At 63.6% G+C, this 25,185-nt stretch carries 30 protein-coding genes; 6 read left to right on the top strand and 24 right to left on the bottom strand.

Features of this window, described 5'->3' with window-relative positions:
• Positions 1–3: 3 nt before the first annotated feature.
• From trbK-alt to trbB, 6 genes are read right to left on the bottom strand one after another with little or no spacing between them, the layout of a single operon-like run.
• Complete coding sequence (gene trbK-alt, locus ABFT80_RS06780) at positions 4–369, bottom strand: putative entry exclusion protein TrbK-alt (protein WP_347971113.1); 366 nt, start codon at positions 367–369, stop codon at positions 4–6.
• A gap of 11 nt (positions 370–380) precedes the next feature.
• Positions 381–1,151, bottom strand: a complete 771-nt coding sequence (trbJ, locus tag ABFT80_RS06775; protein ID WP_347971112.1) for a P-type conjugative transfer protein TrbJ — start codon at positions 1,149–1,151, stop codon at positions 381–383.
• Positions 1,148–3,604, bottom strand: coding sequence for a conjugal transfer protein TrbE (trbE, locus tag ABFT80_RS06770; protein WP_347971111.1), 2,457 nt, complete (start codon positions 3,602–3,604; stop codon positions 1,148–1,150). Before trbE ends, trbJ begins: the two co-directional genes overlap by 4 nt.
• A 12-nt stretch (positions 3,605–3,616) precedes the next feature.
• On the bottom strand, positions 3,617–3,898 hold the full coding sequence (locus ABFT80_RS06765; protein ID WP_347971110.1) for a VirB3 family type IV secretion system protein: 282 nt from the start codon (positions 3,896–3,898) through the stop codon (positions 3,617–3,619).
• Positions 3,898–4,230 (bottom strand): TrbC/VirB2 family protein, encoded by a 333-nt coding sequence (locus tag ABFT80_RS06760; RefSeq protein ID WP_347971109.1) that lies wholly within the window; start codon positions 4,228–4,230, stop codon positions 3,898–3,900. Before ABFT80_RS06760 ends, ABFT80_RS06765 begins: the two co-directional genes overlap by 1 nt.
• Entirely contained in the window at positions 4,227–5,210 is a 984-nt protein-coding gene (gene trbB, locus ABFT80_RS06755) for a P-type conjugative transfer ATPase TrbB (protein WP_347971108.1), read from the bottom strand. The genes ABFT80_RS06760 and trbB overlap by 4 nt, the downstream gene beginning before the upstream one ends.
• 328 nt (positions 5,211–5,538) lie before the next feature.
• On the opposite strand from trbB, the gene ABFT80_RS06750 reads away from it, so the two are divergent.
• From ABFT80_RS06750 to ABFT80_RS06740, 3 genes are all read left to right on the top strand, one after another.
• Positions 5,539–6,495 (top strand): aldo/keto reductase, encoded by a 957-nt coding sequence (locus tag ABFT80_RS06750; RefSeq protein ID WP_347971107.1) that lies wholly within the window; start codon positions 5,539–5,541, stop codon positions 6,493–6,495.
• 96 nt (positions 6,496–6,591) lie between these two features.
• Complete coding sequence (locus tag ABFT80_RS06745) at positions 6,592–7,230, top strand: TetR family transcriptional regulator (RefSeq protein WP_347971106.1); 639 nt, start codon at positions 6,592–6,594, stop codon at positions 7,228–7,230.
• 199 nt (positions 7,231–7,429) lie between these two features.
• Positions 7,430–7,606: a hypothetical protein gene (locus ABFT80_RS06740; protein WP_347971105.1), complete on the top strand. Its 177-nt coding sequence runs from the start codon at positions 7,430–7,432 to the stop codon at positions 7,604–7,606.
• Positions 7,607–7,628: 22 nt separating this feature from the next.
• Here the strand turns inward: ABFT80_RS06740 and ABFT80_RS06735 are convergent, their stop codons facing one another.
• Both ABFT80_RS06735 and ABFT80_RS06730 read right to left on the bottom strand, forming a co-directional pair.
• Positions 7,629–8,645, bottom strand: coding sequence for an NAD-dependent epimerase/dehydratase family protein (locus tag ABFT80_RS06735; protein WP_347971104.1), 1,017 nt, complete (start codon positions 8,643–8,645; stop codon positions 7,629–7,631).
• 66 nt (positions 8,646–8,711) lie between these two features.
• Positions 8,712–9,428 (bottom strand): polysaccharide deacetylase family protein, encoded by a 717-nt coding sequence (locus tag ABFT80_RS06730; RefSeq protein ID WP_347971103.1) that lies wholly within the window; start codon positions 9,426–9,428, stop codon positions 8,712–8,714.
• A 261-nt stretch (positions 9,429–9,689) separates the two neighbouring features.
• Here ABFT80_RS06730 and ABFT80_RS06725 point away from each other — a divergent pair, with 261 nt between their 5' ends.
• A complete protein-coding gene (locus ABFT80_RS06725) occupies positions 9,690–10,601 on the top strand; it encodes a LysR family transcriptional regulator (RefSeq protein WP_347971102.1) in 912 nt (303 codons plus the stop codon).
• 52 nt (positions 10,602–10,653) lie between these two features.
• Here ABFT80_RS06725 and ABFT80_RS06720 read toward each other — a convergent pair whose 3' ends face one another.
• A complete protein-coding gene (locus ABFT80_RS06720) occupies positions 10,654–11,910 on the bottom strand; it encodes an MFS transporter (RefSeq protein WP_347971101.1) in 1,257 nt (418 codons plus the stop codon).
• A 388-nt stretch (positions 11,911–12,298) separates the two neighbouring features.
• On the opposite strand from ABFT80_RS06720, the gene ABFT80_RS06715 reads away from it, so the two are divergent.
• On the top strand, positions 12,299–13,126 hold the full coding sequence (locus ABFT80_RS06715; RefSeq protein WP_347971100.1) for an SDR family NAD(P)-dependent oxidoreductase: 828 nt from the start codon (positions 12,299–12,301) through the stop codon (positions 13,124–13,126).
• Positions 13,127–13,214: 88 nt separating this feature from the next.
• Entirely contained in the window at positions 13,215–14,057 is an 843-nt protein-coding gene (locus tag ABFT80_RS06710) for an NAD(P)-dependent oxidoreductase (RefSeq protein ID WP_347971099.1), read from the top strand.
• 141 nt (positions 14,058–14,198) lie between these two features.
• Here ABFT80_RS06710 and ABFT80_RS06705 read toward each other — a convergent pair whose 3' ends face one another.
• From ABFT80_RS06705 to ABFT80_RS06640, 15 genes are all read right to left on the bottom strand, one after another.
• The gene (locus ABFT80_RS06705; RefSeq protein ID WP_347971098.1) at positions 14,199–14,633 is read right to left on the bottom strand and encodes a CopG family transcriptional regulator; all 435 of its coding nucleotides are present in this window, start codon (positions 14,631–14,633) and stop codon (positions 14,199–14,201) included.
• Between the two features lie 8 nt (positions 14,634–14,641).
• The gene (locus tag ABFT80_RS06700) at positions 14,642–16,627 is read right to left on the bottom strand and encodes a conjugal transfer protein TraG (RefSeq protein ID WP_347971097.1); all 1,986 of its coding nucleotides are present in this window, start codon (positions 16,625–16,627) and stop codon (positions 14,642–14,644) included.
• A 28-nt stretch (positions 16,628–16,655) separates the two neighbouring features.
• Positions 16,656–18,395: a relaxase/mobilization nuclease domain-containing protein gene (locus ABFT80_RS06695; protein ID WP_347971096.1), complete on the bottom strand. Its 1,740-nt coding sequence runs from the start codon at positions 18,393–18,395 to the stop codon at positions 16,656–16,658.
• 244 nt (positions 18,396–18,639) lie between these two features.
• On the bottom strand, positions 18,640–19,401 hold the full coding sequence (locus tag ABFT80_RS06690) for a lytic transglycosylase domain-containing protein (protein WP_347971095.1): 762 nt from the start codon (positions 19,399–19,401) through the stop codon (positions 18,640–18,642).
• A 3-nt stretch (positions 19,402–19,404) separates the two neighbouring features.
• Positions 19,405–19,752, bottom strand: a complete 348-nt coding sequence (locus tag ABFT80_RS06685) for a DUF736 domain-containing protein (RefSeq protein ID WP_347971093.1) — start codon at positions 19,750–19,752, stop codon at positions 19,405–19,407.
• 45 nt (positions 19,753–19,797) lie between these two features.
• The gene (locus tag ABFT80_RS06680; RefSeq protein WP_347971092.1) at positions 19,798–20,343 is read right to left on the bottom strand and encodes a S26 family signal peptidase; all 546 of its coding nucleotides are present in this window, start codon (positions 20,341–20,343) and stop codon (positions 19,798–19,800) included.
• A complete protein-coding gene (locus ABFT80_RS06675) occupies positions 20,340–20,858 on the bottom strand; it encodes a DUF2840 domain-containing protein (RefSeq protein ID WP_347971091.1) in 519 nt (172 codons plus the stop codon). The genes ABFT80_RS06680 and ABFT80_RS06675 overlap by 4 nt, the downstream gene beginning before the upstream one ends.
• Entirely contained in the window at positions 20,855–21,109 is a 255-nt protein-coding gene (locus ABFT80_RS06670) for a ribbon-helix-helix protein (protein WP_347971090.1), read from the bottom strand. The genes ABFT80_RS06675 and ABFT80_RS06670 overlap by 4 nt, the downstream gene beginning before the upstream one ends.
• Complete coding sequence (locus ABFT80_RS06665; protein ID WP_347971089.1) at positions 21,106–21,849, bottom strand: DNA-methyltransferase; 744 nt, start codon at positions 21,847–21,849, stop codon at positions 21,106–21,108. Before ABFT80_RS06665 ends, ABFT80_RS06670 begins: the two co-directional genes overlap by 4 nt.
• Positions 21,846–22,499 (bottom strand): ParA family partition ATPase, encoded by a 654-nt coding sequence (gene parA, locus ABFT80_RS06660; RefSeq protein WP_347971088.1) that lies wholly within the window; start codon positions 22,497–22,499, stop codon positions 21,846–21,848. Before parA ends, ABFT80_RS06665 begins: the two co-directional genes overlap by 4 nt.
• Positions 22,500–22,707: 208 nt before the next feature.
• Positions 22,708–23,595, bottom strand: coding sequence for a replication initiator protein A (locus tag ABFT80_RS06655; protein WP_347971087.1), 888 nt, complete (start codon positions 23,593–23,595; stop codon positions 22,708–22,710).
• 11 nt (positions 23,596–23,606) lie between these two features.
• Complete coding sequence (locus tag ABFT80_RS06650; RefSeq protein WP_347971086.1) at positions 23,607–23,885, bottom strand: helix-turn-helix transcriptional regulator; 279 nt, start codon at positions 23,883–23,885, stop codon at positions 23,607–23,609.
• Between the two features lie 137 nt (positions 23,886–24,022).
• Positions 24,023–24,349, bottom strand: coding sequence for a DUF2285 domain-containing protein (locus ABFT80_RS28055; protein WP_455189897.1), 327 nt, complete (start codon positions 24,347–24,349; stop codon positions 24,023–24,025).
• Positions 24,350–24,473: 124 nt separating this feature from the next.
• Entirely contained in the window at positions 24,474–24,782 is a 309-nt protein-coding gene (locus ABFT80_RS28050) for a transcriptional regulator domain-containing protein (protein WP_455189887.1), read from the bottom strand.
• 122 nt (positions 24,783–24,904) lie between these two features.
• Positions 24,905–25,168 (bottom strand): DNA -binding domain-containing protein, encoded by a 264-nt coding sequence (locus ABFT80_RS06640; protein WP_347971084.1) that lies wholly within the window; start codon positions 25,166–25,168, stop codon positions 24,905–24,907.
• Positions 25,169–25,185 lie beyond the last annotated feature (17 nt).

Here is a 25,185-nt window from a genome sequence, read left to right as displayed (position 1 = left end):
ATGCTACCGAACCTCGTCAAGCTGGGGCGCGCTCTCGCGGCGGATCGGATTTTCAGGGATTTCGCGCGGAATCGCATTCGGCGGAGGCGGTTCGGGAAGGCGCTCCATCGGACGGGCGCCAGGCGCGAGAAAGCGATGACGGTTCTCTGCCCAGGCTCGGAGGCATCCCGGATCGCGTGGTCCGGCTTCGCCAAGCAACTGGCAGCGGATCAGTTCATCGCGAAGCGGGTCCATTTGTGCCTGAGTGGCGCGACCGGACGGCCACTCGGCCGGGGCTTCCTCCTTCCGGTTCATCTCGATCGCGGTCGCGGTGATCGCAACTGCGATGAAGACGACGGCGCCGAGCCGGGCGAGCATCTTGCCGTCCATGGCCAGCACCCTCAGTTGCCGTTCGGGAACATGCGGGCGTTGCCGGGCTGGTAGCCGGTGCCCGGCGTCAGAAACCGGCGGCGCTGTTCGCGGCCCTGTTCGGCCGCGGCCGCACGTTCCGCCTCGGACAGGCTCTGTGCCCGGCCGTTGGCGGCAACGACGGCGGTCAGATCCGCGAGCTGCTGAGCCTGAAGCGCCAGGAGCTGGTTGCCGGCCTGCGTTGCCTGCAAAGCGCCGGTCGCGCCCTGACTTTGCCCGACCAGAGACGACATTTCGGTCCGGTTGGTGTCGATGTTGCCGACCACACCGGCCTGAACGCGCATGGCGTCCTGCAGCCCGCCGACAGTGTTCTGCCAGCGCTCACGCGCACCGGCGACGAGCTGCTGATCCGAGGCCGACATCGATGCGTTGCCATAGGTGGTCTGGAACGCCCGGTCGATTTGCTGGACGTTGAGGGCGATGCCCTGCGCCTCTTGCAGGAGCTGCTGCGTGCGCTGCACCGACTGCTGAAGCTGCTGGAGCGAGGAATATGGCAGGCTCGCCAGATTGCGCGCCTGGTTGATCAGCATGGTGGCTTCGTTCTGGAGCTGAGTGATCTGCTGATTGACCTGCTGGAGCGTGCGCGCGGCTGTCAGCACGTTCTGCGCATAGTTGGTCGGATCGTAGACGATCCACTGCGCGGCCGCGGGCGGCGCGAAGATCGGCGACAGCGCGAGCGGCGCGGCGAGGAGCGCGGCGGACATGCGCAGCGCGCGTGAGCGGGAATGAATCGGACGGGTCATGGGCGTGCCTCCGGATCGGTTTGGGGGGTGACGTTGGTGAGGTCGGCGATGAGGTCTGCGGCCCAGCCGAGCCGGTTTTCGCCAAGCCACTCGGCGAGGAAGCCATCGGTGCCGCTGCGGGCATGGACTTCGGCGATCAGCGCCTGGTGCTGTTTCGATGAGGCGGCGCAAAGCGCCAGCGCCACATCCGACAGGCCCAGCTCGAACAGCCGGTTGCCGCGCCGGGACTGGCAGTAATAGTCGCGCTTGGGCATCGCCCGCGCGAGGATCTCGATCTGGCGATCGTTGAGGCCGAAGCGGCGGTAGATGGCGGTGATCTGCGGCTCGATCGCGCGTTCGTTCGGCAGCAGGATGCGGGTCTGGCAGCTCTCGATGATGGCCGGCGCGATCGCCGAGCCGTCGATGTCGGAGAGAGACTGCGTGGCGAAGATGACGCTGGCGTTCTTCTTGCGCAGCGTCTTCAGCCACTCGCGCAGCTGACCGGCGAAGCCCTCGTCATCCAGCGCCAGCCAGCCTTCATCGACGATCAGCAGCGTCGGGCGACCGTCCAGGCGGTCTTCGATGCGGTGGAAAAGATAGGCGAGCACGGCGGCGGCGGCGGCGGTGCCTATCAATCCTTCGGTCTCGAAGACCTGGACGTTGGCTTCGCCCAGATGCTCGGCCTCGGCGTCGAGCAGGCGTCCGTAGGGTCCGCCGACGCAATAGGGTCGCAGCGCCTGCTTCAGGTCGTTGGATTGAAGGAGGACCGACAGGCCGGTCAGCGTGCGCTCAGTGACCGGCGCCGAGGCCAGCGATGTCAGCGACGACCAGAGATGCTCCTTCACCTCGGGCGTGACCGGCACGCTCTCGCGCCCGAGTATCGCGATCAGCCAGTCGGAGGCCCAGGCCCGCTCGGCGACGTCGTCGATGCGGGCCAGCGGTTGGAGCGACACGCTGTCGTCCGATCCTTCGGTCAGGCCGCCGCCGAGATCATGCCAGTCGCCGCGCATGGCGAGGGCGGCCGCCCGGATCGATCCGCCGAAGTCGAAGGCAAAGACCTGGGATTGCGCATAGCGACGGAATTGCAGCGCCATCAGCGCGAGCAAAACGGATTTCCCGGCGCCCGTGGGGCCGACGATCAGCGTGTGGCCGACGTCGCCGACATGGATGGAAAGCCGGAACGGGGTCGAGCCCTCGGTTCTGCCGTAAAGCAGTGGGGGTGCATCGAAATGCTCGTCCCGTTCCGGTCCCGCCCACACCGCCGAGAGCGGGATCATGTGGGCGAGATTCAATGTGTTGATCGGCGGCTGCCGGACATTGGCGTAGACATGGCCGGGCAGCGAGCCGAGCCAGGCATCCACGGCGTTGATGGTCTCCGGCATCGCGGTGAAGTCGCGGCCCTGGATGACCTTCTCGACCATCCGCAGCTTCTCGGCGGCGATCCGCGGATCATCGTCCCAGACGGTGATTGTCGCGGTCACATAGGCCTGGCCGGCATAGTCGGCGCCCAGTTCCTGAAGCGCCATGTCGGCATCGGCCGCCTTGTTGGACGCATCCGTGTCGACCAGCGCCGACGCCTCGTTCGTCATCACCTCCTTGAGGATGGCGGCGATTGACTTGCGCTTTGCGAACCATTGCCGCCGGATCTTGGTCAGCAGCTTCGTCGCGTCGGTCTTGTCGAGGAGGACGGCGCGGGTCGACCAGCGATAGGGAAAGGCCAGGCGGTTCAGCTCGTCGAGGATGCCGGGCGTGGTCGCGGTCGGAAAGCCGACGATGGTGAGGATGCGCAGATGCGCATCGCCCAGGCGGGGCTCCAGCCCGCCGGTCAGCGGCTGGTCGGCGAGCAGCGCGTCAAGGTACATTGGTGTCTCGGGGACGCGGACGCGGTGCCGCTTCGTCGAGACGGTTGAGTGCAGATAAGTCAGCGTCTCACCGTCATCGAGCCAGGCGCATTCCGGCATGAAGGCGTCGATGAGCTGGAGGATGCGATCGGTGCGGTCGGCGAAGCCGCGCAGGACCTCGTGCGCATCGACGCCGGCATGATCGCGGCCCTCGTAGAGCCAGGTCTCGGCGCGGGCGGCGTCCTCGGCCGGCGGCAGATAGAGGAAGGTCAGGAAATAGCTGGACTCGAAGTGCGCCCCGGCTTCCTCGAAATCGGCCTTGCGCTCGGCATCGACCAGGCCGGAAGCGCTGTCGGCGAACATGCTGGCCGGATAGGTGGCGGCGCCATGGCGCTGCGCCTCGACGAAGATCGCCCAACCGGAGCCGAGGCGACGGAAGGCATTGTTGAGACGGCCTGCGACTGCGACCAGCTCGGCCGGTACGGCGCTGTCGAGATCGGGGCCGCGGAAGCGCGCCGTGCGCTGCAAACTCCCATCCTTGTTCAGCACGATGCCTTCGCCGACCAGAGCGACCCAAGGGAGGTAGTCGGCGAGCCGGGTGTTGCGGTTGCGATATTCGGCAAGGTTCATCATCGGCGTTCCTCCTCAGACCGACAGGTGGCCGGGAATGCGCAGATGCTTGCGCACGACATCGACGAACTGCGGATCGCGCTTGGCTGCCCATACGGCCGCGAAATGCCCGACGGCCCAGAGGCCGAGACCGACCAGCCAGAGGCGCAGGCCGAGGCCGAGGGCTGCCGCCAGCGTGCCGTTCAGGATGGCGAGCGAGCGCGGCGCGCCGCCGAGCAGGATGTGCTCGGTCAGCGCCCGGTGAACTGGAACCGAGAAACCAGGCAGCTCGCCGCCATGGTCCGCGCCCTCGGCCATCAGACGAGCGCCCCGCCGCCGAACGAGAAGAACGACAGGAAGAAGCTGGATGCGGCGAAGGCGATGGACAGGCCGAACACGATCTGAATCAGGCGGCGCGCGCCGCCCGACGTATCGCCGAAGGCCAGCGTCAGGCCGGTAATGATGATGATCATCACCGCGATGATCTTGGCCACTGGCCCCTCGATCGATTCGAGGATGGATTGCAGCGGCGCTTCCCACGGCATCGAGGAACCGGAGGCGTGGGCTGCCGGAGCCAATGCCAGCGAGACGAAGGTGACGGATACCGCCGTGGCGACGTGGCGGCGGATGCGCAGGGCATGCTTGATCATGACGGGTCTCCGGTGAGGGGTTGGCTTGCGGGGGTGACGTGGTAGTCGCCGTCGGGGCCGAGTCCCTCGATGCGGGCGAGTTCGGCGAGCCGGCGCGACGCGCCGCGACCGGACAGCACGGCTACCAGATCGATCGTCTCGGCGATCAGCGCGCGCGGGACGGTGACGACGGCTTCCTGGATGAGTTGCTCCATGCGGCGCAGCGCGCCGATGGCGGTGCCGGCGTGGATGGTGCCAACGCCACCGGGATGGCCGGTGCCCCAGGCCTTCAGCAGATCGAGCGCCTCGGCCCCGCGCACCTCACCGATCGGGATGCGGTCGGGGCGGAGGCGCAGGGATGAGCGGACGAGGTCGGAAAGCGAAGCCACGCCGTCTTTCGTGCGCATCGCCACCAGATTGGGGGCGGCGCATTGCAGCTCGCGGGTGTCTTCGATCAGCACGACGCGGTCGGAGGTCTTGGCGACCTCCGCGAGCAGTGCGTTGGTGAGGGTCGTCTTGCCGGTGGATGTGCCGCCGGCGACGAGGATGTTGCGGCGGTCGGCGATGGCCTGGCTCAGGGTCGCGGCCTGATCTGCGGCCATGATGCCGGCGGCGACATAGTCGTCGAGGGTGAAAACCGCGACGGCGGGCTTGCGGATCGCGAAGGCCGGCGCGGAAACGACAGGGGGCAGAAGCCCCTCGAATCTTTCCCCCGTTTCGGGAAGCTCAGCCGACACACGCGGGGCGCCGGGATGAACCTCCGCGCCGACATGATGGGCGACGAGACGGATGATCCGCTCGCCGTCCGAAGGCGACAGCACTTCACCCGTATCTGAAAGTCCTTCGGAAAGCCGGTCGATCCAGAGCCGCCCATCGGGGTTGAGCATCACCTCGACGATCGCGGGATCTTCCAGAAACCGGGCGATCGCCGGCCCCAGGGCCGTGCGCAGCATGCGGGCACCGCGAAGGATCGCCTCCGATTTCTGGTGAGTGGTCGCCACGTCGTCCCCGTTCTCTTGCGGGTCCGCGAAGTGCGGCCCTGGATCGGGGATGAGTAGAAGAGGCAGAAATTATGGTCTGACAACAACCAACATGTGGTCGTCGTACTGTGGCGTGCAAATACGTGGAAACGGCGGAGCTTCTATTGATGCTGTCGTTTCACGCAGAACTTTCGGTATCAGCCGTCCCCCCATCACGGAGCTAGCGGCTTGCGGCTAGATCATGGAAACCGTCCTAGCTTCGCCGCAATGACAAATGACATAATCGCGATATTGTCATTTGTCACGGTTTGGACTATACGGAATGGGTTCAAACAACCTGGAGGTCACAATGGCCACTGAGATACGCTCGCTCGGAACGAAAGGCCCGATCGTTTCGGCTTTGGGGCTGGGCTGCATGGGAATGTCCGAGTTCTACGGGCGTAGCGATCGCAAGGCATCGCTTGCCACGATCGCCGCAGCGCTCGAAGCCGGCGTCACTCTGTTCGACACAGGTGACTTCTATGGAATGGGCCATAACGAGATGTTGCTCGCCGAGGGGCTTCGCGGGCAACGTGACAAGGCGTTCCTTCAGGTGAAATTCGGCGCGCAGCGCGGTCCGGATGGCGCGTTCATGGGTATCGATGCTCGGCCAGCCGCGGTCAAAACCGCGCTGGCGTATACCCTCAAACGGCTGGAAACGGATTATGTCGATCTCTATCAGACTGGACTGGACCCTGCTGTGCCGGTCGAAGAGACGATTGGCGCCATCGCCGAGCTGGTCCAGCAAGGCTATGTCCGTCACGTCGGCATTACCAATGTCGATGCTGAGACCATCCGCCGCGCGTACAGCACGCATCCGATAACGGCGCTGCAATTCGAGTACAGCATCATGTCCCGCGACATGGAGCAGGACGTCTTGCCGGTTTGCCGCGAGTTGGGAATTGGCATCACCGCTTATGGCGTGCTGAGCCGAGGCCTGCTTACCGGCAGCAAGGGAAGCGGCGACGGGGATGTTCGCAGTACCTACTATCCGCGCTTTCAGGGTGAGAATCTCACCAGAAATGAGCTGCTTGCGGCAGCGCTCGCCGCAGTGGCGCAGAGCGAGGGCATCAGTGCAGCACAGGCGGCAATAGGTTGGGTCGCGAGCCAAGGGGACGATATCATTCCCTTGATCGGCGCCCGCACCCCCGAGCGACTCGCGGAAGCGCTCGCGGCACCACTCCGGCTGTCGTCGACTGCATTGGCTGCAATTGAGGCAGCGGTTCCGACCGACGAGGTTCAAGGAACCCGTCATATGGCGCACTGACCTCGTAGCCATTATGCGGGGTAGAAGTTTTCCCGAACTTTCGAACGTCAATCCGGAGCCGCCGTTCGGCGCTCCGCAAACATAGGCCTCGACGTCATGCGCAAGTTTGCGCCATCAAGGGACATGGAGCAGAGCGACAAGGATGCGGGCGCCATGCGTACTCGCATCCTCGACACTGCCGAAACCCTTTTGCGTCGCCACGGCCTTGAAAAGCTGACCGTCGTCGATGTTGCTCGGGTACTGAAGATGAGCCACGGGAACGTGTATAGGCATGTCCCTAGCAAGTCAGCGCTGCGGGCGGAGGTGATCGAACGCTGGCTTGACCGCGTCTCCGATCAGACGAACGCTATTGCTACACAGGAGGGTCCGGCGGACGCTCGCTTCAGGGAATGGCTAACGGTGCTTGCCGTTATCAAACAACGGAAAATTACTGATGACGCTGAGATGTTGGCCGCTGCGATACATGTCGTAGAGGAATCGCCTGCTGTCCTGAAAGACCATTCAGAGAGGCTAACGTCGCAACTGGCGAAGATTCTTAACGATGGACTGGTCGACGATACGTTACCCGGTGTTGGAGACGCATTTTCGACAGCCACGATTGTCCTCGATGCAACCTTCCGCTTTCACCATCCGAATTTGGTCGCGTCTGGCGGGCCCGCTGGCGAACAACTGGTTGCGCTGAACGGAGTTATCGATCTTATCCTTCCAACGCTCAAGGCACCAGCGAGAGCTTAGAGACCAGAAACCGGGCGATCGTCGCCCAAAGGGGCGCCCACAGCATGCGGATTCCATGAGGATCGCTTCCGGTTTCTCGTCAGTTGCCGCCAAGTCGTCCCCGTGGTCTTGCAGGACCACAATCCGCGACCTTGGATCGGGGATGAGCAGAAGAATCAGAAATATTGGGATCGTTAGGCCTTAGAGATCGTGAGCGCCCATGGACGAAGAGCTTGGCAAGATCTGTGTAGTCGCGCTGATCCAACAGTTTGATGAAGCGATGGTTCAAATTATTGATCGCGGCATAATCATCGGTCACGCAAAATTCTTTTTCAAGCAGTCGGGATTAACTGTGATTGCGTCCGATCATCCCGGTCATCTCGAAAGCTGGAGTTGATCGCGATCGGCGCTCTTGCCGGCTACACAACGCCGAGTGCCAAAGCGCTCTGCGCAGCGTCAATGATTGTGGTCGCGGCGGGGCGTGGCTGCCAGGCGAGCCTTGCTCCGGCTTTGGCAGATGTGAAAATGTGTTGTCGATCGAGCAGAGGCACGACAAATCTCACGGGCCGGTCGAACAGCGCAGCGATCCTTAGAACGAAGTTTGGCAGCGTGCGGGTCGGCACGCGGTTCGCGGCGTCGCCCAGGTTATTGCGAAGTGTCGCGGCGATGTCCGCCATCCACATCCAGTTACCAGCGGCGATAAACCTCTGTCCGGCAGCATCGGCGTCCTCCATGGCACGAATGTGCAGGTCGACGACGTCTCGAACGTCCACCACGCAGAACCCGATCCGCGGTACTGCCGGCGGCTTGCCGCTCAACAACCGCTTCATCAGCACCAGGGAGTGTTCGTACTCGGCGCTGAAGACCGGTCCGAGAATGGCCGAGGGCAAGATCGTGGTCAGCCTCGTCGCGCCGGATTGACTTGCGATGAAATCCCATGCCGCTTTCTCGGCAAGCGTCTTGGCGAGACGGTAGGGGCCAATGAGGGGGTCATTGGTGTCGGTCCAGCGGCTTTCATCGTAGAGCCCGTCCGGCGCGGTCATGAGCGGCCGACAAGCTTCGATCGCCGAGGTCATGACGACACGGCTGACGCCTGCGCGGCAGGCAGCGCGCAACACGCGCAACGCCCCATCCCTGGTAGGGACAATGAGTGCCGCCGGATCCCGAGGCGCGTCGACCCCCACGGGAGCGGCGATGTGCAACACGTGTTCACACCCTTGGGCTGCCGCGTCCCAACCCTCATCCTTCGTGAGATTCGCAACCGCAAATGACAGCCGGTTCCCGGCGTCAATCTGCGATGCGATCTGCGTTCGCAGCCAGCCTTCCTTATCCGGGCTGCGGATCGTGGCGCGCACCTCGTAGCCGCGCCTGAGCAATTCGACGATTGTCCAACCGCCGATGAAGCCAGTTCCGCCGGTAACGAGGATGGTACTCATGCAATGCTCCTAAAACGTGTCATTCGTTGTCAGATTGAGAAGGCTCCTGCGGCACGGGATCTGGTGCTATCGCTCGGTGCTACCGCCCGATTCGTAAGTGACGCCGGGTACAAGGTTTCCGCGTTGTCGGATTAGCTCCGGGACGGTGACGAACTCAAAACCCCTGGCGGAAAGATCTTTCACGATCGCCTCTGTGGCGTCGATGGTTTGCGCGGAGGTGTCGTGCAGAAAGACGATGTCGCCATCGCGCGCGTGATCGACAACGCGGCTTCGAACCGTCGCCGCACTGAATGCCAGCCTTTCGGGGTAGATGCTCCACAAAATCACGGACAGGCCGTTCTCGCGGACGATGCTGGTCACGGCGTCGTTCATCGCGGCATAGGGCGGTCGGAAAACGATGGGTCGCTGCCCGGTCAACCTCGTCAGAACTGCGTTTGCCTCTTCGATTTCAGCGCGGGCCGCTTCGACAGAGAGCGACGTCAGGCGCGAATGGCTGATGGCGTGATTGCCGACGGCGTGACCTTCGAGCGCGATCCTGCGCATGATGGCGGGCGCGGACTGGACGCTTGAACCGGTCGGAAAAAACGTCGCCCGAGCTTTATGCGCTTTGAGGATATCGAGGAGCTGCGGCGTAAACTCGGTCGGCCCGTCGTCGTACGTAAGGGCGATCAGCTTCGTCGCGCTACGCTCAGTGGCGTTGGACGTCTGCTGCTCGGCCGAACATGCGGTCGCGGCCAGCGACAAGACGACGCCAAGTGTAAAGGTTCGGACTGCCTCAAACATTCATCACCCACGGTCTCCAGCAAGGTTGGTGACACGAGCCGGGATCGGCCCGCGCCGAGCGGGCATCGCAGATGGTCCGGTGGCGTCGTGATGGTGCATGACAACCAATGTAACGTGCCGGATCGGCGGGAATAAGCGGCCGCGGGGGGACGACCCTGTTCGAAAAATCGCACAGTCAAATGCTAGGCATCGTCACCATATAGTTTTGCGCGCATAGTCTGGCGCTGACCAATGGAGTGCAGATTATCAGAAGGATTGGCTGTGAGCGATGAACTGGGAGAACTGAAAGCGTTTGCGGCTGTGGCGAGGGCGGGCGGGTTTCGCGAGGCGGCCAGGCTTTTGGAATCCAGCCCATCCGGGCTGAGTGAAGCGGTTCGACGCCTCGAAACCCGGCTCGGCGTTCGCCTCCTTCACCGCACTACGCGAAGCGTTCTTCCGACCGAACAAGGACAGCGGCTGCTCGAACGGGCTGCGCCCGCGTTCGAGGAGTTGGATCACGCCTTGAAGGACGTGGCCTCATCAAGGGATCAACCTGCCGGAATATTGCGGCTCAATGTTCCGGCGAATGCGGCACGCCTCTTCCTTCCGCACGTCCTTCCGCCCTTTCTCAAGAAATATCCCGATATCGTTGTCGAGGTCGTCGCGCAGACAGGGATTGTCGACGTCCTGACGGCCGGATGCGATGCTGGGATCCGTTACGACGACCGCCTTGAGCAGGATATGATCGCGATCCCAATAGGGCCGCGCGAGCAACGCTTCGCAACTGCTGCATCGCCGTCCTATCTCGAGCAGCATGGAAGACCGGAGCATCCCCGCGACCTGATGAACCATGAATGTCTAAGGGGAAGGTTCGGTAGCGGCAACCTGGAAATCTGGGAATATGAGCAGAACGACGAGGTTTGCCGGATCGAGCCTAAGGGTCAGCTGATTTACAGCGCCGGTACCGCCGTCGACCTTGGCGTCTCGGCGGCGGTTGCGGGACTGGGTGTTGTTTATCTCTTCGAGGACTGGTTGCGGCCACATCTCGACAGCGGCGACCTTCAGCCGGTGCTTGAGCCCTGGTGGCAGTGGTTCACTGGCCCGTATCTTTATTACCCAGGCCGCAAGCTTGTGCCATCGCCTCTACGGGCGTTCATCGATTTCCTCAAGGCCGGGGCCGGCAATTTTTCGTAGAGGGCGGCAGCGCTCATGGGGAGAAGACACCGCCAAACCGTCGCGTCCGAACTTACTTTGAGGCGCGGCGTGGCATCTTCCACATAATCAAGGCCGCGATAAGCGCGGCGGCCCCCATGATGCCGGTAACCCATGCGCGGTCGAACTGTTGGTCGAACAATATCGCTCCGAAAGCGGGAGCGACCGCGCTTCCGATCCGGCCGACGCCGATAACGAAGCCGGAACCCGTCGCAAGCATCCGGCTTTCGAACGCCGATGTCGTGACCACATAGAGCGCGACGGTCGCGCCCGTGATTGCCGCGCCGACCAGCGCAGCCGCCAGGGCCAGCCACCACAAGCTCGCGGGTACCAGACCGAACAATATCAGCGAAAGCCCGAGGCCGAGTACAGATATGACCGAAATCCGTCGCTCGTCGACACGACTTGCGATGAAGGCGAAGAAAAGTACGCCCACTGCTCCTGAAAAGCTGCTCGATCCGGAGATCGCTGCTGCCGTTGTGGGGTCTAAACCGGCGGCGACCAGCATTTGTGTTTGCCAGCTCAGGAAGAAGAAGATCGCGACCCAGGTCAGAAAGCTGAAGGCCGAGGCACAGAGCGTTCCAGCGATATGCTTCTTCTGAAAGATGGCAAGGTAAGGAGTGCGCGCGTTATCGGGCGGGGCCGGCAGGCGATCGATCGGTCGATGACCAAAGCGCGTAAGGATTGCGTTGATCCTTCCCACCGCGTTGCGAGGCTGTCTCTCCATTAGGTATTCAATGGACTCCGGAAGCAGCCAGATGACCACCGGCACCAACGCAAGGCCCGCCGCTGCGCCGACGATAAACACGATCTGCCATCCATACGTTGCGGTTAGCGCCGCCACGAGGCCTCCTAGTACGCCTCCGATCGGAAATCCGATCGACTTGATCGCGATCGCGAATGGCCGGCGCCGTTCATTGGCAAGTTCTGCGGCGATGGGGTTGACGATCACCATCATCGCTCCAATCCCGACGCCGGCGAACAGCCGTGTCGCCGCCAACTGGGTCAGGGAGGTGGTAACGGCGGAGGCGGCCATGCCGATAACCATGATCAATAGGCTGATCAGGACGATCGGTTTGCGCCCGATGGCGTCGGCGAACGGCGCGAGGAGGAAGGCTCCGAAGAGCGTGCCCGTTAGTCCAGACGAGAGAACGATGCCCAAGCCAGAAAGACCTACGCCGAATTCCGTTGCCAGTGCGGGCGCGACGAAAGCCGTTGCGAGAAGATCATAGCCGTCGACGACAGATAGCAGTCCAGTAATGATGATGCCGTTGATCTGGCTGGTCGACATCGGCTCATTGCGGATAATTTCTCGCGGATCCCTGATTGGGGCCTGCTCTGTACCCTGTGATGGCATTTTGTCGTCCACTTCAAATCTGGCAAACACTCCCCGGCACGACGGCGCGCGGCATCGAGCTTGGCGAACCGTTAAGGTTTAGATCATCGGGCCGGGCTGAATAACCGGCAGCCGCCCGCACATCCCCGTTCGCTCGGGCGAACAATCGGTCCGTTTTGCTGGGTGAGAACTCTGGCTTGCTACGGTACTGTTCGCTTAAATGAACGGCCCTGTCCTTGGCCACCCCTCTACTGGTGGGTGCCGGCGAGGCTTACCCTTAGTTCCAGACTTCGAAGCATCTCGCTCGAACCGGAGGATCTGATCGTCCGTGCCACGAGAGTCGGTGACCAAGGCTTCGACGATTCATGGACAAATCAATCAAACGAAAAGGTGGGTTTTAATGCCAAACGACAGCGAAATCAAAACAGCACTTGTCACTGGTGGTAATCGCGGGATCGGCAAGGAGATCGCGCTGGCGCTCGGACGGGCGGGTATCGATGTGGTGCTGACATATCGCTCGAATGACGACGAAGCGAACGCGGTTGTGGAGGATCTCCGGTCATTGGGGCGAACGGCGACCGCGCTGAGGCTAGATCTTGCCGAGCCAGCAGAATTGGACCGCTTCGTTGAGAACTGCCAAGCTATTCTCGAGCGTGGTTTTGCAAGCGCCAGATTGGATTATCTCGTCAACAATGCAGGTTTCGGCAAGAACCTTCCGATCGAAAGTCTGACTTTCGAGGATTTCGATGCTTTCAACAACGTTCATTTCAAGAGCGTGGTGTTCCTGACGCAGAAGATACTGGCCACGATGAATGATCAGGGAAGCGTCGTTTTCATAACCGCGGCTGGTGATCGGTACATCGTGCCTGGCTACGCCACCTATGGCGCGTGCAAGGGGGCCATCGAAGTGTTCTCGCGCTACGTGGCCAAGGAATATGGCCCGCGCGGCATCAGGTCGAACACCGTGGCTCCCGGCGGCATCGTGACCGACTTCAACAACGCCACAATCCGTAGCAATCCGCAGGCGCAATCCTTCATCATCGGTCAGACGGCCATGGGGCGCTTGGGTCAGGCTGACGATATCAGCGGCGTCGTCTCGTTCCTGTGCAGCGACGGTTCACGGTGGATGACCGGGCAGCGCCTGGAAGTCACTGGGGGATTCAACCTGTGAGCTCGTGCCGACCTGTCGAGATGAGCATCCGGGTTAGGGCTGCACCGGCGTTGCTTGGTTACTCGGCCGTAGTCAGATGGAGCCTGATGTGAGCAATGCCAAACTGCAGGTGGGGTTCGTTGGGCTCGGCGATCAGGGGTTGCCGATGGCGGTGGCCATAGCCGGGGCCGGCCACGATCTGCATGTATGGGCGCGCAACCCAGCGTCTTATGCTCAGTTAAGCAGCGTGCAGCACACCCAGCATAAGAACTTGGAACAATTTGCTCAACAATGTGAATTCGTGGCGCTTTGCGTTCGCAGCGATGAAGATGTGCTGGAGGTTCTGCAATCAGGGTTGATCGCGGGCCTTAGAGCTGATGCCGTCATCATCAATCACGGAACCGGACTGCCGCGACACGCTGCGCGTGTGGCCGAGCTTTGCAAGATGAAAGGAATAAACGCGTTGGACTCGCCGGTGAGCGGTGGTCGCTCCGGCGCGGAGGAACGTCGATTGACGACATTCGTCGGTGGCTCAGTGGACGTCGCCGAGCGAAGTAGCCCAGTGTTCTTGAGCTATTGCAAAAGCGTATTCTACATGGGCGATCACGGCAGTGGTCAGTATGCCAAGCTCTTCAACAACGCGCTCATGATCATGAATCAAGCCGCGATTGCAGACATAGTCGCACTGGCGGACGGGTGCGGCATGGACGTACCGGCGCTGAGCGAAGCTTTGAAGAACGCCAGTGGTGCGAGCCGATCACTCGGCTATTTCGGGACAATGATCACCGGCGAGACGGTCGATCACCTCTCGGCAGTCGAGCAGGAGGACATGGAGATGTTCGCAAGCGCGATGTCGAATGCCGGTCTGGACGGGTCTAACGTCACCAAGAGGGGGATGCAGGGTGCACGATCATTGCGACGTGTTCTTGAAAGCCTAATAGCGCGCGCTTGATCGATCAAAGGGCAGTTATCGGGCTGCGTAGCACCGAATAAAGATACGAGGATGTCGTCAGCTTATCCGGGCTGTCCTAATCGTACTTAGCACATTAGGCGATCCAGAGGACGCCCGGAGATCGACATGGGCCACCGCCGGCTATTTCTCTTCAGCCGCAAGGGGGATGTCTTCTGCAATCTCTTGTCGCAGCTTCGGTCCCTGCGCGAGTCGCCGACCGAGCGCGGTGACGAACGCCTCGTAGCGCTCACCGGCTTTGGCACGGGCCGCGACCTGCGCGGGCTCCGGTAGTGGCGGGTTTGTCGTCAGCCAGAAGCGGATGAACACGGCGAGGGTTTCGACGGCGATGCCAAGGTCGCGCTCCATCCGCGCCATTCGCCGGTCGAGCTGGTCGAGCCGCTTCGTTGTTGCGGCCTCCTGCCGTTCGGCAGCATCGGGCGACAGGAAGGAGGCGATGCCGGCTTCCGCGATCAGCGAAAGGGATTGATCACGCCGGGCGGCGTGCGCGGCGAGCGCCTTCATGACGTCTGGTTCGAGATACACCGACAGGCGCTGCTTTTTGGGAGGCTTTGCCATGGTGTCTCCTAAAGCTCGATGCCATCGCCAGGATCGAGCGACGCCTGGCGTGCGACCTGGCGCATGGTCTGATTCATGCGTGAGAGCCGTGCGGTGTCCTCATCGGCGTCGTCGCGGGGATCGATCTCGAACTCGTTTTCGATGGGTTGCTTAGGCTCGACGGGTTTCGAGCGGCTCAGCTCCGGCTGGTGCCGGCGCTCGGAGTCGGTCGTATCCTCATCCTCCGATCCGTCGCCGCTGGCGGCCATCGCGACCGCCGGCGCCGCCGGCAGGGCCAGCGTGCTCCAGTCGTCCGATTGGGCCTGTGCCGGTTTCAACAGGTTCGGCGGCGGCAGGATGCGCTCCTGAAACCGACGATCCTCGTAATATCGCGCCTTCTTGGCGCGGATCGGCGGGGTGCCGGCGACCATGACGATTTCGTCGGATGGCGGAAGCTGCATGATCTCGCCCGGCGTCATCAGTTGCCGGGCCGTTTCCGAGCGGGAGACCATCATGTGGCCCAGCCATGGCGAGAGGCGATGACCGGCATAGTTCTTCATAGCGCGCATCTCGGTCGCGGTGCCGAGCGCATCCGAGACACGCTTGGCGGTCCTTTCGTCATTGGTCGCGAAGCTGACGCGGACATGGCAGTTGTCGAGAATGGAGTTGTTGGGCCCGTAGGCCTTCTCGATCTGGTTCAGCGACTGGGCGATGAGAAAGGCTTTGAGGCCGTAGCCGGCCATGAAGGCGAGCGCGCTTTCGAAGAAGTCGAGGCGACCCAGCGCCGGGAATTCGTCGAGCATGAGCAGGAGCCGGTGGCGGTTGCCCTTCGCATTCAGATCCTCCGTGAGCCGTCGACCGATCTGATTGAGGATCAGACGGATCAGTGGCTTGGTGCGGTTGATGTCCGATGGCGGCACGACGAGATAGAGCGTCGTCGGATGCTTGCCGCCGACAATGTCGGTGATGCGCCAGTCGCAGCGGCGCGTGACCTCGGCGACGACGGGATCGCGATAGAGGCCGAGGAATGACATGGCGGTTGACAGCACGCCCGAGCGCTCGTTGTCGGATTTGTTCAGCAGCTCGCGGGCCGCACTAGCAATCACTGGATGCGGTCCGGCCTCGCCGAGATGCGCCGTCCTCATCATGGCGGCGAGCGTGGAATCAATCGGCCGCTTCGGATCGGAGAGGAAGGCGGCGACGCCCGCCAGGGTCTTGTCGGCCTCGGCGTAAAGGACGTGCAGGATGGCTCCGACCAGCAGCGCGTGGCTGGTTTTTTCCCAGTGGTTCCTTTTCTCGAGCGAGCCTTCCGGGTCGACCAAAATGTCGGCGATGTTCTGGACGTCGCGGACCTCCCACTCGCCGCGGCGGACCTCGAGCAGCGGATTGTAGGCGGCCGACTTCGCGTTGGTCGGATCGAACAGCAGCACGCGGCCATGCCGGGATCGAAAGCCCGCCGTCAGCGTCCAGTTCTCCCCCTTGATGTCGTGGACGATGGCCGAGCCCGGCCAGGTCAGCAGTGACGGCACGACCAGGCCGACACCCTTGCCGGACCGAGTTGGCGCAAAGCACAACACATGCTCGGGACCGTCATGGCGGAGATAGTCGCGCTCGAACTTGCCCAGGATGACGCCATCCGCGCCCAGCAGGCCCGCGGCACTCACTTCGCGAGCAGCGGCCCATCGGGCGGAGCCGAAGGTCTCGGCGTTCTTGGCTTCGCGCGCCCGCCAGACGGACATGCCGATCGCGACGGCAATGGAGATGAAGCCGCCGGACGCGGCGATATAGGCGCCCTCGACGAAGATCGGCGGAGCATAGGCATCGTAGAAGTACCACCACCAGAAGAAGGCGGGCGGATAGTAGATGGGCCAGCCGGCCAGCTCGAACCAAGGGAGGCCGAGCTGCGGCTGGAAGCCGAGCCGATAGGCTGTCCACTGCGTCGCCGCCCAGGTTGTCATGACGACGATCAGGAAGACGGTGAGAATCTGGCCCCAGAGGATTTTGGTCGCCGACATGGCGGGCACTCCTTTTTTCTTGATTGGGCTACATGCCGAGCCCGCGGTTGCGGCCGAAGCTCCAGTCGACGCCGCCCGCGCCGCGCGACACGCCGGAGACGTGCTGACCGAGCTGGCGTTCAAGGGATGGCGACCAGGGCACGAGCTGGAATCCGAGGCCGTCGTCGATCATGGCGAAGCGGCCGGACGCGAGCGCGAAGCGCTGCCGGTAGGTGCCCGCCACATACTCGCCCGTTGCGGCCTTCGAGAATTGTCGGCCGGTCTCGGCCGCGAGCTTCTCGCCAAGGGCGTCGACCTCGCGCTGCCGTAGCGTGTCGATCAGCCCCGGCGAGAAGCTGACGCCGCGGGTCTGCCGCTCGGCGAGCCCCTGAGTGATGAGGTGTTGGGCCCGCCGATCCATCGCCTGGCGAACCTCCGCGCCGAAGCCGCCACCGCCGAGTGCGACCGGATCGCGGGCGATTGCCTGCCGATCGAGCCAGGTTGCGCCGGTCGCGTTGACTTGGGCGGAGATGTCGAGATCGGAGCGGACGGCGAGCGCGACCCGTCTGCGTCCCTGCGCGTCGTCGAATTTGCGCAGCTCCACGATCGAGCCCGGCGCGCTGTCGCCGGCCGCGTCGAGGTCGGGCAGCTTGATGTGATGGGTTCGTCCGTCCGTGCCGTCGACCACGGCATACGCCGTGCCCTTCAGTTCATCGTCGAGACCACGATCGACCAGCCGGCCGACGACAGGATCGTTGAGGCTCTCGCCGGCGAGCACATAGCTGGCGGCGCCGCGCTCGATACCGCGTTCCGTCAGGCCGCGATGAATGCGTTTGATGATGTCGCCGCGCTCGCCCAGTTCGCGCAGCGTCGCTTCGGCATTCTCCGATACGACCCATTGGCCGGGGCCGATCTGATCCGCAAGTCCGAGCGTCTCCAGCTTGCGCAGGCGGCCGACCTTCATCGCGTGGAATTCGTCGGGCTGGCGGTCAGGGTGCGGCGCCAGATCGACGACACCGGTGCGGTAGCTGTCTCGGGCAAGCTGCCGGTCAAGGTTGGTCCAGCGCTCCGCGTCGATCTGCCGTTCGAGATTGCGGCGGATTTCGTGATCGGTGCGCGGTCCCAACTCCTGGGTAACAAGATCCTGCGCGCGGGCGCGCATGCCTTCCTTGATGTAGTCGCGCGAGATGACGAGGTCCTGGCCGTCATCGGTGCGACCGCGAAGGATGATATGGACGTGCGGATTATCCGTGTTCCAGTGATCGACCCCGACCCAGTCGAGCTTCGTGCCGAGGTCCCTTTCCATTTGCCCCATCAGGTCGCGGGCAAAGGTCTTGAGGTCGGACATCTCGGTCGCGTCCTCGGGCGAGACGATGAACCGAAAATGGTGGCGGTCGTCCTGGGTCCGCTCGGCGAAGGCTTTGGGGTCGGCGTCCTCGGTCTCAGGGCCGAACAGCTTTGCCTTCTCCCCATCCCGGGTGACACCCTCGCGCCGGAGATAGCTGAGGTGAGCGGACAGCGGCGCGGCGCGAGCGGTGTGCCGGACGACGCGCGTCTTGATGACCGTGTTGCGCGATCGGCTGGTGAGCAGCCGATTGGCCTGCACGGTCGCGCGCTGGCCGCGCCCGAACCGTGAGCGGTTGCCCGGGCTGATCTTGCCGGACCGCGAGACGCTGCCGCCGGCGCGCTGGGCGGCGGCCAGCGCTTGGGCGATGAAGGGCCGCGCCTGTTGTGCACGGGTCGAGCGGATGCGGCCTGGCCGGATGCGGAAATCGTCCTCGCCGCTCATGGCCGAGGTCCCGCACATCGCGCAATCGCGCGGTAATCCTTGGCGAAATGACGGTTGCGCAGGCTGCGCCGATCAGGCGCACCTCGCGCAGATGCGCCATAAGTCTCTGAAAACACACGACCGCACCAAGCCGCACCTCGCGCGCTTTTATCTCGCCATCGTGCGGTTGTGTTGCCTGCTCCTCCTCCTCGGACCGCCCATCTTCCGCCAAAGTACGCCATTCCACGAAATGCTGCGAACACCGTCATCGCGGCCCCCCATCGCTGTTTCGGGCGACAAACAGGCCTCCGGATTGCGGAGCGATGGCCGGAGCATCGCGCACCGAAGATGCAACCGAAGTCTCGTTCGAAGCGCGATTGCTGGCCGTAAAAACAGCGGTCGCGGCGCGCTCGGACTGCACGATGAAGAGGGGCGAGCGTGCCCAGGCGTTGGGATCGGCCGCCGCGACCGTGACGGGAGCGAGGGCATCTCCGCCGCCGATAACAGGCGCGAGCGCAGCGACATAGGCGCGCGTTTCGGCCGGTAAAGGTCGGCCAGCAAGATACTCTTCGTAGCGGCCGGGACCCGCATTATAGGCTGCGAGAAACCCCGGCGATCCGTAGCGGTCGTGCATCTCGCGGAGATAAGCCGCGCCCGCCAGAATGTTGTCGCGTGGATCGTAGGGATTCGCGCCGAGCCGGTGACGGGCGCGCAGATCGGTCCATGTGGCGGGCATGATCTGCATCAGTCCCATCGCGCCTGCTGACGAGATCGCTCGCACGTCGCCAGCGCTTTCGACGCGCATGACGGCGCGAATCCAGTGCTCGGGAACGCCGAACCGTTGTGCGGCCTCGGTGATGAACGCGGCGTAAGGATCGACGCGAGAGGGGCGCTCGGCCGACACCGTCTGCGCATTCGCGGTGACGGAAAGCGGCGCGGACAGCAGAAGGCCGGAAAGGAGAAGGGCGGCTGTGTGCCGGGCGGTTTTCGACCGCCGGGCACCAGCTTGATGGCGCGGGACCGACATCGTTCAGTCCCGCTCTGCGCGCTTGGGCGGGCGGTTCCAGTGCAAGCCCCAGGCGGCCTTGTCGTCGGCCGACTGAAAGAGGTTGGCGCGGATCGGATGACCGAAGGTCGGATCGTCGATCTGCAGCGAAACGTAGTCGCCGGCCTTCTCGCCGGTGCGCTTCCAGCCCGCACCGATCTCCGCGCCGGTTTCGTTGTTCATGCTGTCGAGAACATGGACACGGAAGTCCGGCGCGTTCTCGGCATCGGACGGTTCGGCCGGAACGATGACGATGTCCTGGTGCAATGACAGCGTCATCAGATGGCCGATGAAGCCGTCATTCTCGCGCGTGAATTGACCGATAACGGACATGGGTTTCTCCTTGGCTGTGCGGTGGAAGGGGTCATGGGCGTGACGTCACCGCGTCGGCGCGCGCCAGACGAAGCGGTCATCACCGTCCTCGTCGGTGTAGAGGGGGGTGGCCCGGCCGATGACCGAGGTGGCGGGGAGCGGGCCGAAGTAACGGCCGTCGAGGCTGTCGCGGACCTGCCAGTTCATAAGGAACAGCTCGTCGTCGGCGATGAGGCGGCATCCCCGCCAAATCGGCAGTTCGCGGCCCCGGCGATCACGGTCGAGCGCATCGCCGATGGCCTGGCCGTCGACGGTGATCGTGTGGCCCGAGCGGCAAACCCGTTGACCGGGCAGACCCGCGACCCGCTTCAGCAGCGGCACGCCACGTGGCAGATATCCGCCATCGGCAAGGAACGTGGCGATCGGCTCGGGCGCCGCTACGGCCACGAGGTCGGACGCTTCCAATCCGTCGCTGGCGCTGATCGCATAGAGGCCGATCGGCGTGCTCGCGGAGGCATTCCAGATCAGCTTCGGCGCGAAGGAAACGATCGAGAGGACGCCCATCAGCATCACCGCGAAGTACGTCGTCATGACGTATCCAAAGCGGCTCATGGCATGATCCTCCGGCGCAGGAGGAAGGCGCGATGCTGCTGCGCGTCGTAGGCGCGGGGTGCTTCACCGGCCGTCAGACGGTTGTGGACGTGGCGCCAGTGATCAGGCGAAACGTCGATCGCACCGATGCCCCGCGCCTCGATGGCATCGATGAGCTGGAGGACGCGCTCGACCTTCGGCCAGCCATCGGCGCGCAACAGGATGTCGCCGCCGGGGCGCACGAATGGCAGGGTCTGGAAGCACTCGCCCGCACTGACGGCGCGCACGATGTCGAGGCGCGAAAGTGCGGTGCCGTAGTCGTTGGAGGTCCAGCGAACGAAGGCGAAGACGCTGTCAGGCGCGAACGACACGACGCGCCGACGTCGGTCGAGGATCTGTTCGGCCGTCTCGCGACCGAACCTGATCCAGAATTCGATCTTCTTCTCGACCCACGTCAACTCGACATGGGTCAGTGCATCTGCCGCAGGCGCGTGCGGCAAGCCGCTGCGCAGCGACGTGTCGGCGACACCGATCATCGCGGCTCTCCTTCGCTGGTGGGGAACTCGCGCTCGAACAGGGCGCGCAGCATGTCGGCGACCGTCTGTCCGCGCTGGAAGGCGGCAATCTTGATCCGGCCTCGCATGTCGGCGGTGACGTCGATCGTCAGCCTGGCGGTGAATTCGGCGGCGGGGTCTGTGCGCGGCGATGGACGGTCCGGCGCCTTGATCCAGCTTTCCGGATCGGCCGGTCGGGACGCGAAGCTGCGCTTTGTCTCGCGCCCACTCATTGGGCCGCTCCGTCGATGAAGGGCAGCACGCCGCTGACGCGGACGCGGGCGCGCTCCGCCATGTCGGCGTCGATCTCGCAGCCGAGATAGCGCCGGCCGGAAAGCCGGCAGGCTTCGCCGGCCGCACCCGATCCGGCGAACCAATCGCCGACCAGGCCTCCCTTGGGGCAGCTCGTGCGGATCAGGATTTCAAGGAGGCCGCTGGGTTTCTCGGTCGGGTGGATGGCATGGCCGTGCGCGTTGCGGGCATAGATGACCGAGCGCATGAGGCGCGGTCCGCCGTCTTCGCTGACATAGGAGCCGGCGTCGATATGGCCGGTGTGGGGTGGACGCTGCTTGCGCCGCACGGTGCGTGTCGTGGCGTCAGGCGTCGTCTGGACGGCATTGTAGATGTCACGCCATGCGACTCCGGTCGGGTAGAACTGGCCAGCCAGCTCGTGAACTCGCTTGAAGCGGTCGGCGTGGAAGCTGCTACCGTTCTGCTTCTCCCAGATAACGTCCTGCGCGAGGCGAAGCCCTGCTTCGGCAAACTGATCGGCGGTGGCCATGAAGCAACGCAGCGAGCCAAAGACCCACAGCGATCCGCTCGGTGCGAGCGCAGCGCGCGCGAGCGGCAGCCAACCGTCGACACGGCGGTCCCAGGCAAGGGAGGTATCGCCATAGGGAGGATCGGCGAGAATCAGATCGAACGGCGCGTGCGCTGGCATGACGACGCGGCAGTCGCCGGTGAGGATTGTCATGGCGCGATCCTCCCGACGCGAAGCCGGTCGATCTCGGCGGCCAAGGCCGCGATCTCGCGTGCGGCGGGCGATGTCTCGTCTTGCTCGGCCGCGAGCCGTCCCGTCTGCACGACATCAGCAAAAGCGATGCGCTGGCCGATGGTGGTCAGGAGCGGCGGGGGATCATGCTCCGCGAGCGTCTCGGCGGTTTCTCGGGCGAGGATCGTGCGGGCGGCACAGCGGTTCAGTACGAACCGCGCCTTGAGGTCCGGTCGATAGATCCGCGCTTCGCTGAGCAGCGTCAGCATCTCGGCCGACGCCCAGCCGTCGAGCGGCGACGGCTGCACCGGGATCAGTACAAGATCGGCGGCGAGCAGCGCCGAACGCATCAGACCGGCGACACGCGGCGGTCCGTCGATGACGACATGATCGACGTCGCGCGCCAGCTCCGGCGCTTCGCGGTGGAGCGTGTCGCGCGCCAAGCCGACAACACCGAAGAGCCGCTCCAATCCCTCCCGGCTGCGCTGCTGTGACCAGTCCAGCGCCGAGCCTTGCGGATCGGCGTCGATCAGCGTGACGCGCTTGCCGTCCCGTGCCCATTCGCCGGCGAGGTGCAGCGCCAACGTCGTTTTGCCGACGCCACCCTTCTGGTTGAGGAACGCGACGATCATGACGGTCTCCCGGCGATCGGGGACTCGTCCACAGCGGTCGAAAAACGCGTTTGCGTTAGAAAGATTCCGTAGGAATCTAGGTTAGATAAGTTACGGGGCTCGCAAGCTGCTGATTCAGCGCGATGAATCGACGATTCCGGTCCCCGATAGCACGAGAGTCCGGTCCCCGATGGCACGATAGCGCCGGTCCCTGATAGCACGAGATGATTCACAGCTTATCCCCAGGTCGAGTTGTCGAGCGGCGACGGCGGCGCGGGATGCCGAGCGCGTCGGGATCGGTGGGTACGAAGGACAGAATTTCGGGGCCGCCGAAGCACTGCTCGATGGTCAGCCGATAGCCAGGCAGCGGCTGGCGGCGGACGATGTCGCGCAGGTCGTAGGCGAAATGCTTGAGCGGCGAGAGACTGCCGGACTTCGCGTGCAGATGCGGAAAGTCGAAGCTCCAGCCGTATTCCTGCTTGCCGCCATGCTTGCGCACGAGGCGGTAGAGCCAGCGCTCCAGACCGCCGGTCAGCCTGAAATAGTTGCGGTCGATCGTGAGGACGAGAGCATCATCGAGGACAGCCGCGTAGAACCAGTCGGGTACGATCAGTTCGAGCCCGAGCGGGCGGCCGCGGTGATCGGCGCGTTCCTTCCACTCGTTGATCCAGGAAAAGCGGTGCATCCGCCGCTCGGTCGGCTGGCGAATGGATGTCGCTATGGTGGTGGACTGGAGGCGGTCGAGCGCGGCCTTCAGTCGGTCGTAATCGCGCAGCGAGACACCGCGTCCAATGAAGTTCAGTATCTCGTAAGGCGTGGTCGCCATCAGGCGTGACGGGCGCAGGCCGACGTCACGGGCCTCGACGATTTGCGAGGCCGCCCAGATCAGAACATCGGCGTCCCAGATCGTTGCCATGCCGTGCTCGGGCACGGCTTCGACACGGATCTTCACCGAGCCTGCCTTGAAGTCGATCGGCGCCAGGCGCTTCGACTTGGCAAGCGAGAAGAATGGATAGGCCATGAGGTCCTGCGCGTCGCGCGGCGCGAGATCGCCGGGGAGTGCCCGGAACAGATCGAGCTGCGCTCGCTCATCGTGCGGATGGTGCCGGGACAACATGGCAAAGCGGCTCAGCGGGAGCCGGCCATGCCGCCTAGGCGGCCGGCCTGCGGCTTCGCGGCAGACAACCCGCCATGCCCGGGATCAGACGTCGACGTCTTTGCCCCGCGCTCCGCCCAGCGCTGTAATTCTTCCAAGGCGTACACGACTCGCCCGCCGAGCTTGAGGAAGGCCGGGCCGGTCCCATAGGTGCGGTGCTTTTCAAGGGTCCGACCGGAGAGCCCGAGAAAGCGGGCGGCTTCTGGTGTGCGAAGAAAGCGTGGCGGCAAGCCCGCCTGTTGTGCGGCCATGATCGAAACCTCCGTGCGGTGATCGGACGCCGCCGGTGGCAATCGGCGGTGTCAGAGCACGGTGGCTTCAGACAGCCCGTCTCTCCATGTCGAAGGTAGCCGCGTAAAATCGACACGCTGCGGTGGCGTGTAAGCGGCTAGGATCGGCGGGAGTAGCGAAGCAAATCGCGGTAACCCCCGCGGACCAGTTTGACGCCGTCACGAACGAGGCGGATCGTCGTTTCGCGAATGGAATTGACCGCCCATGATCCGGCATGAAGCGTATGGCGAGGGAAGAGCGCCTCTGCGATCGAGCGGTAGGTCGCGCCCTCGTCGCGGCCATCAAGCGCCTGCAACATCATGCGGAGCCGCAAACGTCGCTGGGGCGTGATGCGCCCGTCGGGCGGACCGCCGTTGCTGCTTACAGATCGCCAGAACCGGTCGAGGGCGTGGAGTCGATCGTGCGTATCTTCATTCAGCAGCACTACTGCGGCTAATGGCGAAGCTCGGCCGTCTCCGATGATCTGCACATCGAACGAGTGCTCACCAAATCGAAGGCGGAGAGTGCCATCCAATGCCGTGGAAATGGCAACCGCATGGACGGCGCTGCTAGAAAGTCCGTCTGCAGGCGCGGCCGGGAACTGGCTGAGAATAATTTTGGACGGGTCGGCGATTGGGGTCCAGGAGATCGGTGTCGCCAAGGCATTGAGTGCTGGGTCGATAGCGAAAAGACAACCCCCAGTGTTCCAGCAGAGCAAGGATTTTGTCGGCGTCAGCTTGCTCGCCATTTTGTAATTGGGTGAATTCCCGACGATAGTCGGGATTTCGCCGCAGAAATTCCCAAGCGAGATCAGACGTATTCAAGCTGTCAACATAATCGTAGGCGGAACTCGTCCGCCAACTACCTTCCTCTGGCATGACATCCTCCCGTTTGCTTGCGTTATGGCGAGCAATACGGCGCTCACGATTCCAAGTTGTGTGTACGTTGGGAAGTTCGAAGTTGGCGCCACGTGATGCGGCCCACGCATCACTCGTGTCCGTCAGTGGTAGCTTGACCGGATCAGGTGGCGCAGGCCGTTTTCGGTCATCCATTTGGCGCGGGCCAGATGCGTCGCGTATACACGCCCCGCGCGATCTGGCTCCTTCTCGGCATCCAGGCCGAAAACCACATGAACTATTTCTTCCCAAGGGCAGCCCTCTGCGTCGGCATCGAGCAGTCGCAGATAGGTCTTCAGATGCTCACGATCATAGGTCGTGAGCGCAGCACTCTGAGGTGGTTCGTCCTTAAACGTCACTTGTGTCACCGAGACCCCCAGCACCG

It is taken from the genome of Foliimonas ilicis, assembly GCF_039939195.1.
Classification (GTDB): Bacteria; Pseudomonadota; Alphaproteobacteria; order Rhizobiales; family Rhizobiaceae; genus Foliimonas; species Foliimonas ilicis.
Note: the sequence above shows the minus strand (reverse complement) of the source record. Positions and strands in the feature narration are given on the sequence as shown.

Excerpts from the sequence above, each read along its gene's own strand:
- trbE (WP_347971111.1), bottom strand. The coding sequence starts at position 3,604 with ATGATGAACCTTGCCGAATATCGCAACCGCAACACCCGGCTCGCCGAC.
- ABFT80_RS06675 (WP_347971091.1), bottom strand. The coding sequence starts at position 20,858 with ATGATCGGTGTCGCCGACACGTCGCTGCGCAGCGGCTTGCCGCACGCG.
- ABFT80_RS06655 (WP_347971087.1), bottom strand. The coding sequence starts at position 23,595 with ATGTTGTCCCGGCACCATCCGCACGATGAGCGAGCGCAGCTCGATCTG.
- trbK-alt (WP_347971113.1), bottom strand. The coding sequence starts at position 369 with ATGGACGGCAAGATGCTCGCCCGGCTCGGCGCCGTCGTCTTCATCGCA.
- ABFT80_RS06670 (WP_347971090.1), bottom strand. The coding sequence starts at position 21,109 with ATGAGTGGGCGCGAGACAAAGCGCAGCTTCGCGTCCCGACCGGCCGAT.
- ABFT80_RS06760 (WP_347971109.1), bottom strand. The coding sequence starts at position 4,230 with ATGATCAAGCATGCCCTGCGCATCCGCCGCCACGTCGCCACGGCGGTA.
- ABFT80_RS06720 (WP_347971101.1), bottom strand. The coding sequence starts at position 11,910 with ATGTCGACCAGCCAGATCAACGGCATCATCATTACTGGACTGCTATCT.
- ABFT80_RS06765 (WP_347971110.1), bottom strand. The coding sequence starts at position 3,898 with ATGGCCGAGGGCGCGGACCATGGCGGCGAGCTGCCTGGTTTCTCGGTT.
- ABFT80_RS06735 (WP_347971104.1), bottom strand. The coding sequence starts at position 8,645 with ATGAGTACCATCCTCGTTACCGGCGGAACTGGCTTCATCGGCGGTTGG.
- ABFT80_RS06690 (WP_347971095.1), bottom strand. The coding sequence starts at position 19,401 with ATGTCGGTCCCGCGCCATCAAGCTGGTGCCCGGCGGTCGAAAACCGCC.
- ABFT80_RS28050 (WP_455189887.1), bottom strand. The coding sequence starts at position 24,782 with ATGCCAGAGGAAGGTAGTTGGCGGACGAGTTCCGCCTACGATTATGTT.
- ABFT80_RS06745 (WP_347971106.1), top strand. The coding sequence starts at position 6,592 with ATGCGCAAGTTTGCGCCATCAAGGGACATGGAGCAGAGCGACAAGGAT.
- ABFT80_RS06650 (WP_347971086.1), bottom strand. The coding sequence starts at position 23,885 with ATGGCCGCACAACAGGCGGGCTTGCCGCCACGCTTTCTTCGCACACCA.
- ABFT80_RS06685 (WP_347971093.1), bottom strand. The coding sequence starts at position 19,752 with ATGTCCGTTATCGGTCAATTCACGCGCGAGAATGACGGCTTCATCGGC.
- ABFT80_RS06695 (WP_347971096.1), bottom strand. The coding sequence starts at position 18,395 with ATGAGCGGCGAGGACGATTTCCGCATCCGGCCAGGCCGCATCCGCTCG.
- ABFT80_RS06705 (WP_347971098.1), bottom strand. The coding sequence starts at position 14,633 with ATGGCAAAGCCTCCCAAAAAGCAGCGCCTGTCGGTGTATCTCGAACCA.
- parA (WP_347971088.1), bottom strand. The coding sequence starts at position 22,499 with ATGATCGTCGCGTTCCTCAACCAGAAGGGTGGCGTCGGCAAAACGACG.
- trbJ (WP_347971112.1), bottom strand. The coding sequence starts at position 1,151 with ATGACCCGTCCGATTCATTCCCGCTCACGCGCGCTGCGCATGTCCGCC.
- ABFT80_RS06740 (WP_347971105.1), top strand. The coding sequence starts at position 7,430 with ATGGACGAAGAGCTTGGCAAGATCTGTGTAGTCGCGCTGATCCAACAG.
- ABFT80_RS06680 (WP_347971092.1), bottom strand. The coding sequence starts at position 20,343 with ATGAGCCGCTTTGGATACGTCATGACGACGTACTTCGCGGTGATGCTG.
- ABFT80_RS06700 (WP_347971097.1), bottom strand. The coding sequence starts at position 16,627 with ATGTCGGCGACCAAAATCCTCTGGGGCCAGATTCTCACCGTCTTCCTG.
- ABFT80_RS06665 (WP_347971089.1), bottom strand. The coding sequence starts at position 21,849 with ATGACAATCCTCACCGGCGACTGCCGCGTCGTCATGCCAGCGCACGCG.
- ABFT80_RS06730 (WP_347971103.1), bottom strand. The coding sequence starts at position 9,428 with ATGTTTGAGGCAGTCCGAACCTTTACACTTGGCGTCGTCTTGTCGCTG.
- ABFT80_RS06750 (WP_347971107.1), top strand. The coding sequence starts at position 5,539 with ATGGCCACTGAGATACGCTCGCTCGGAACGAAAGGCCCGATCGTTTCG.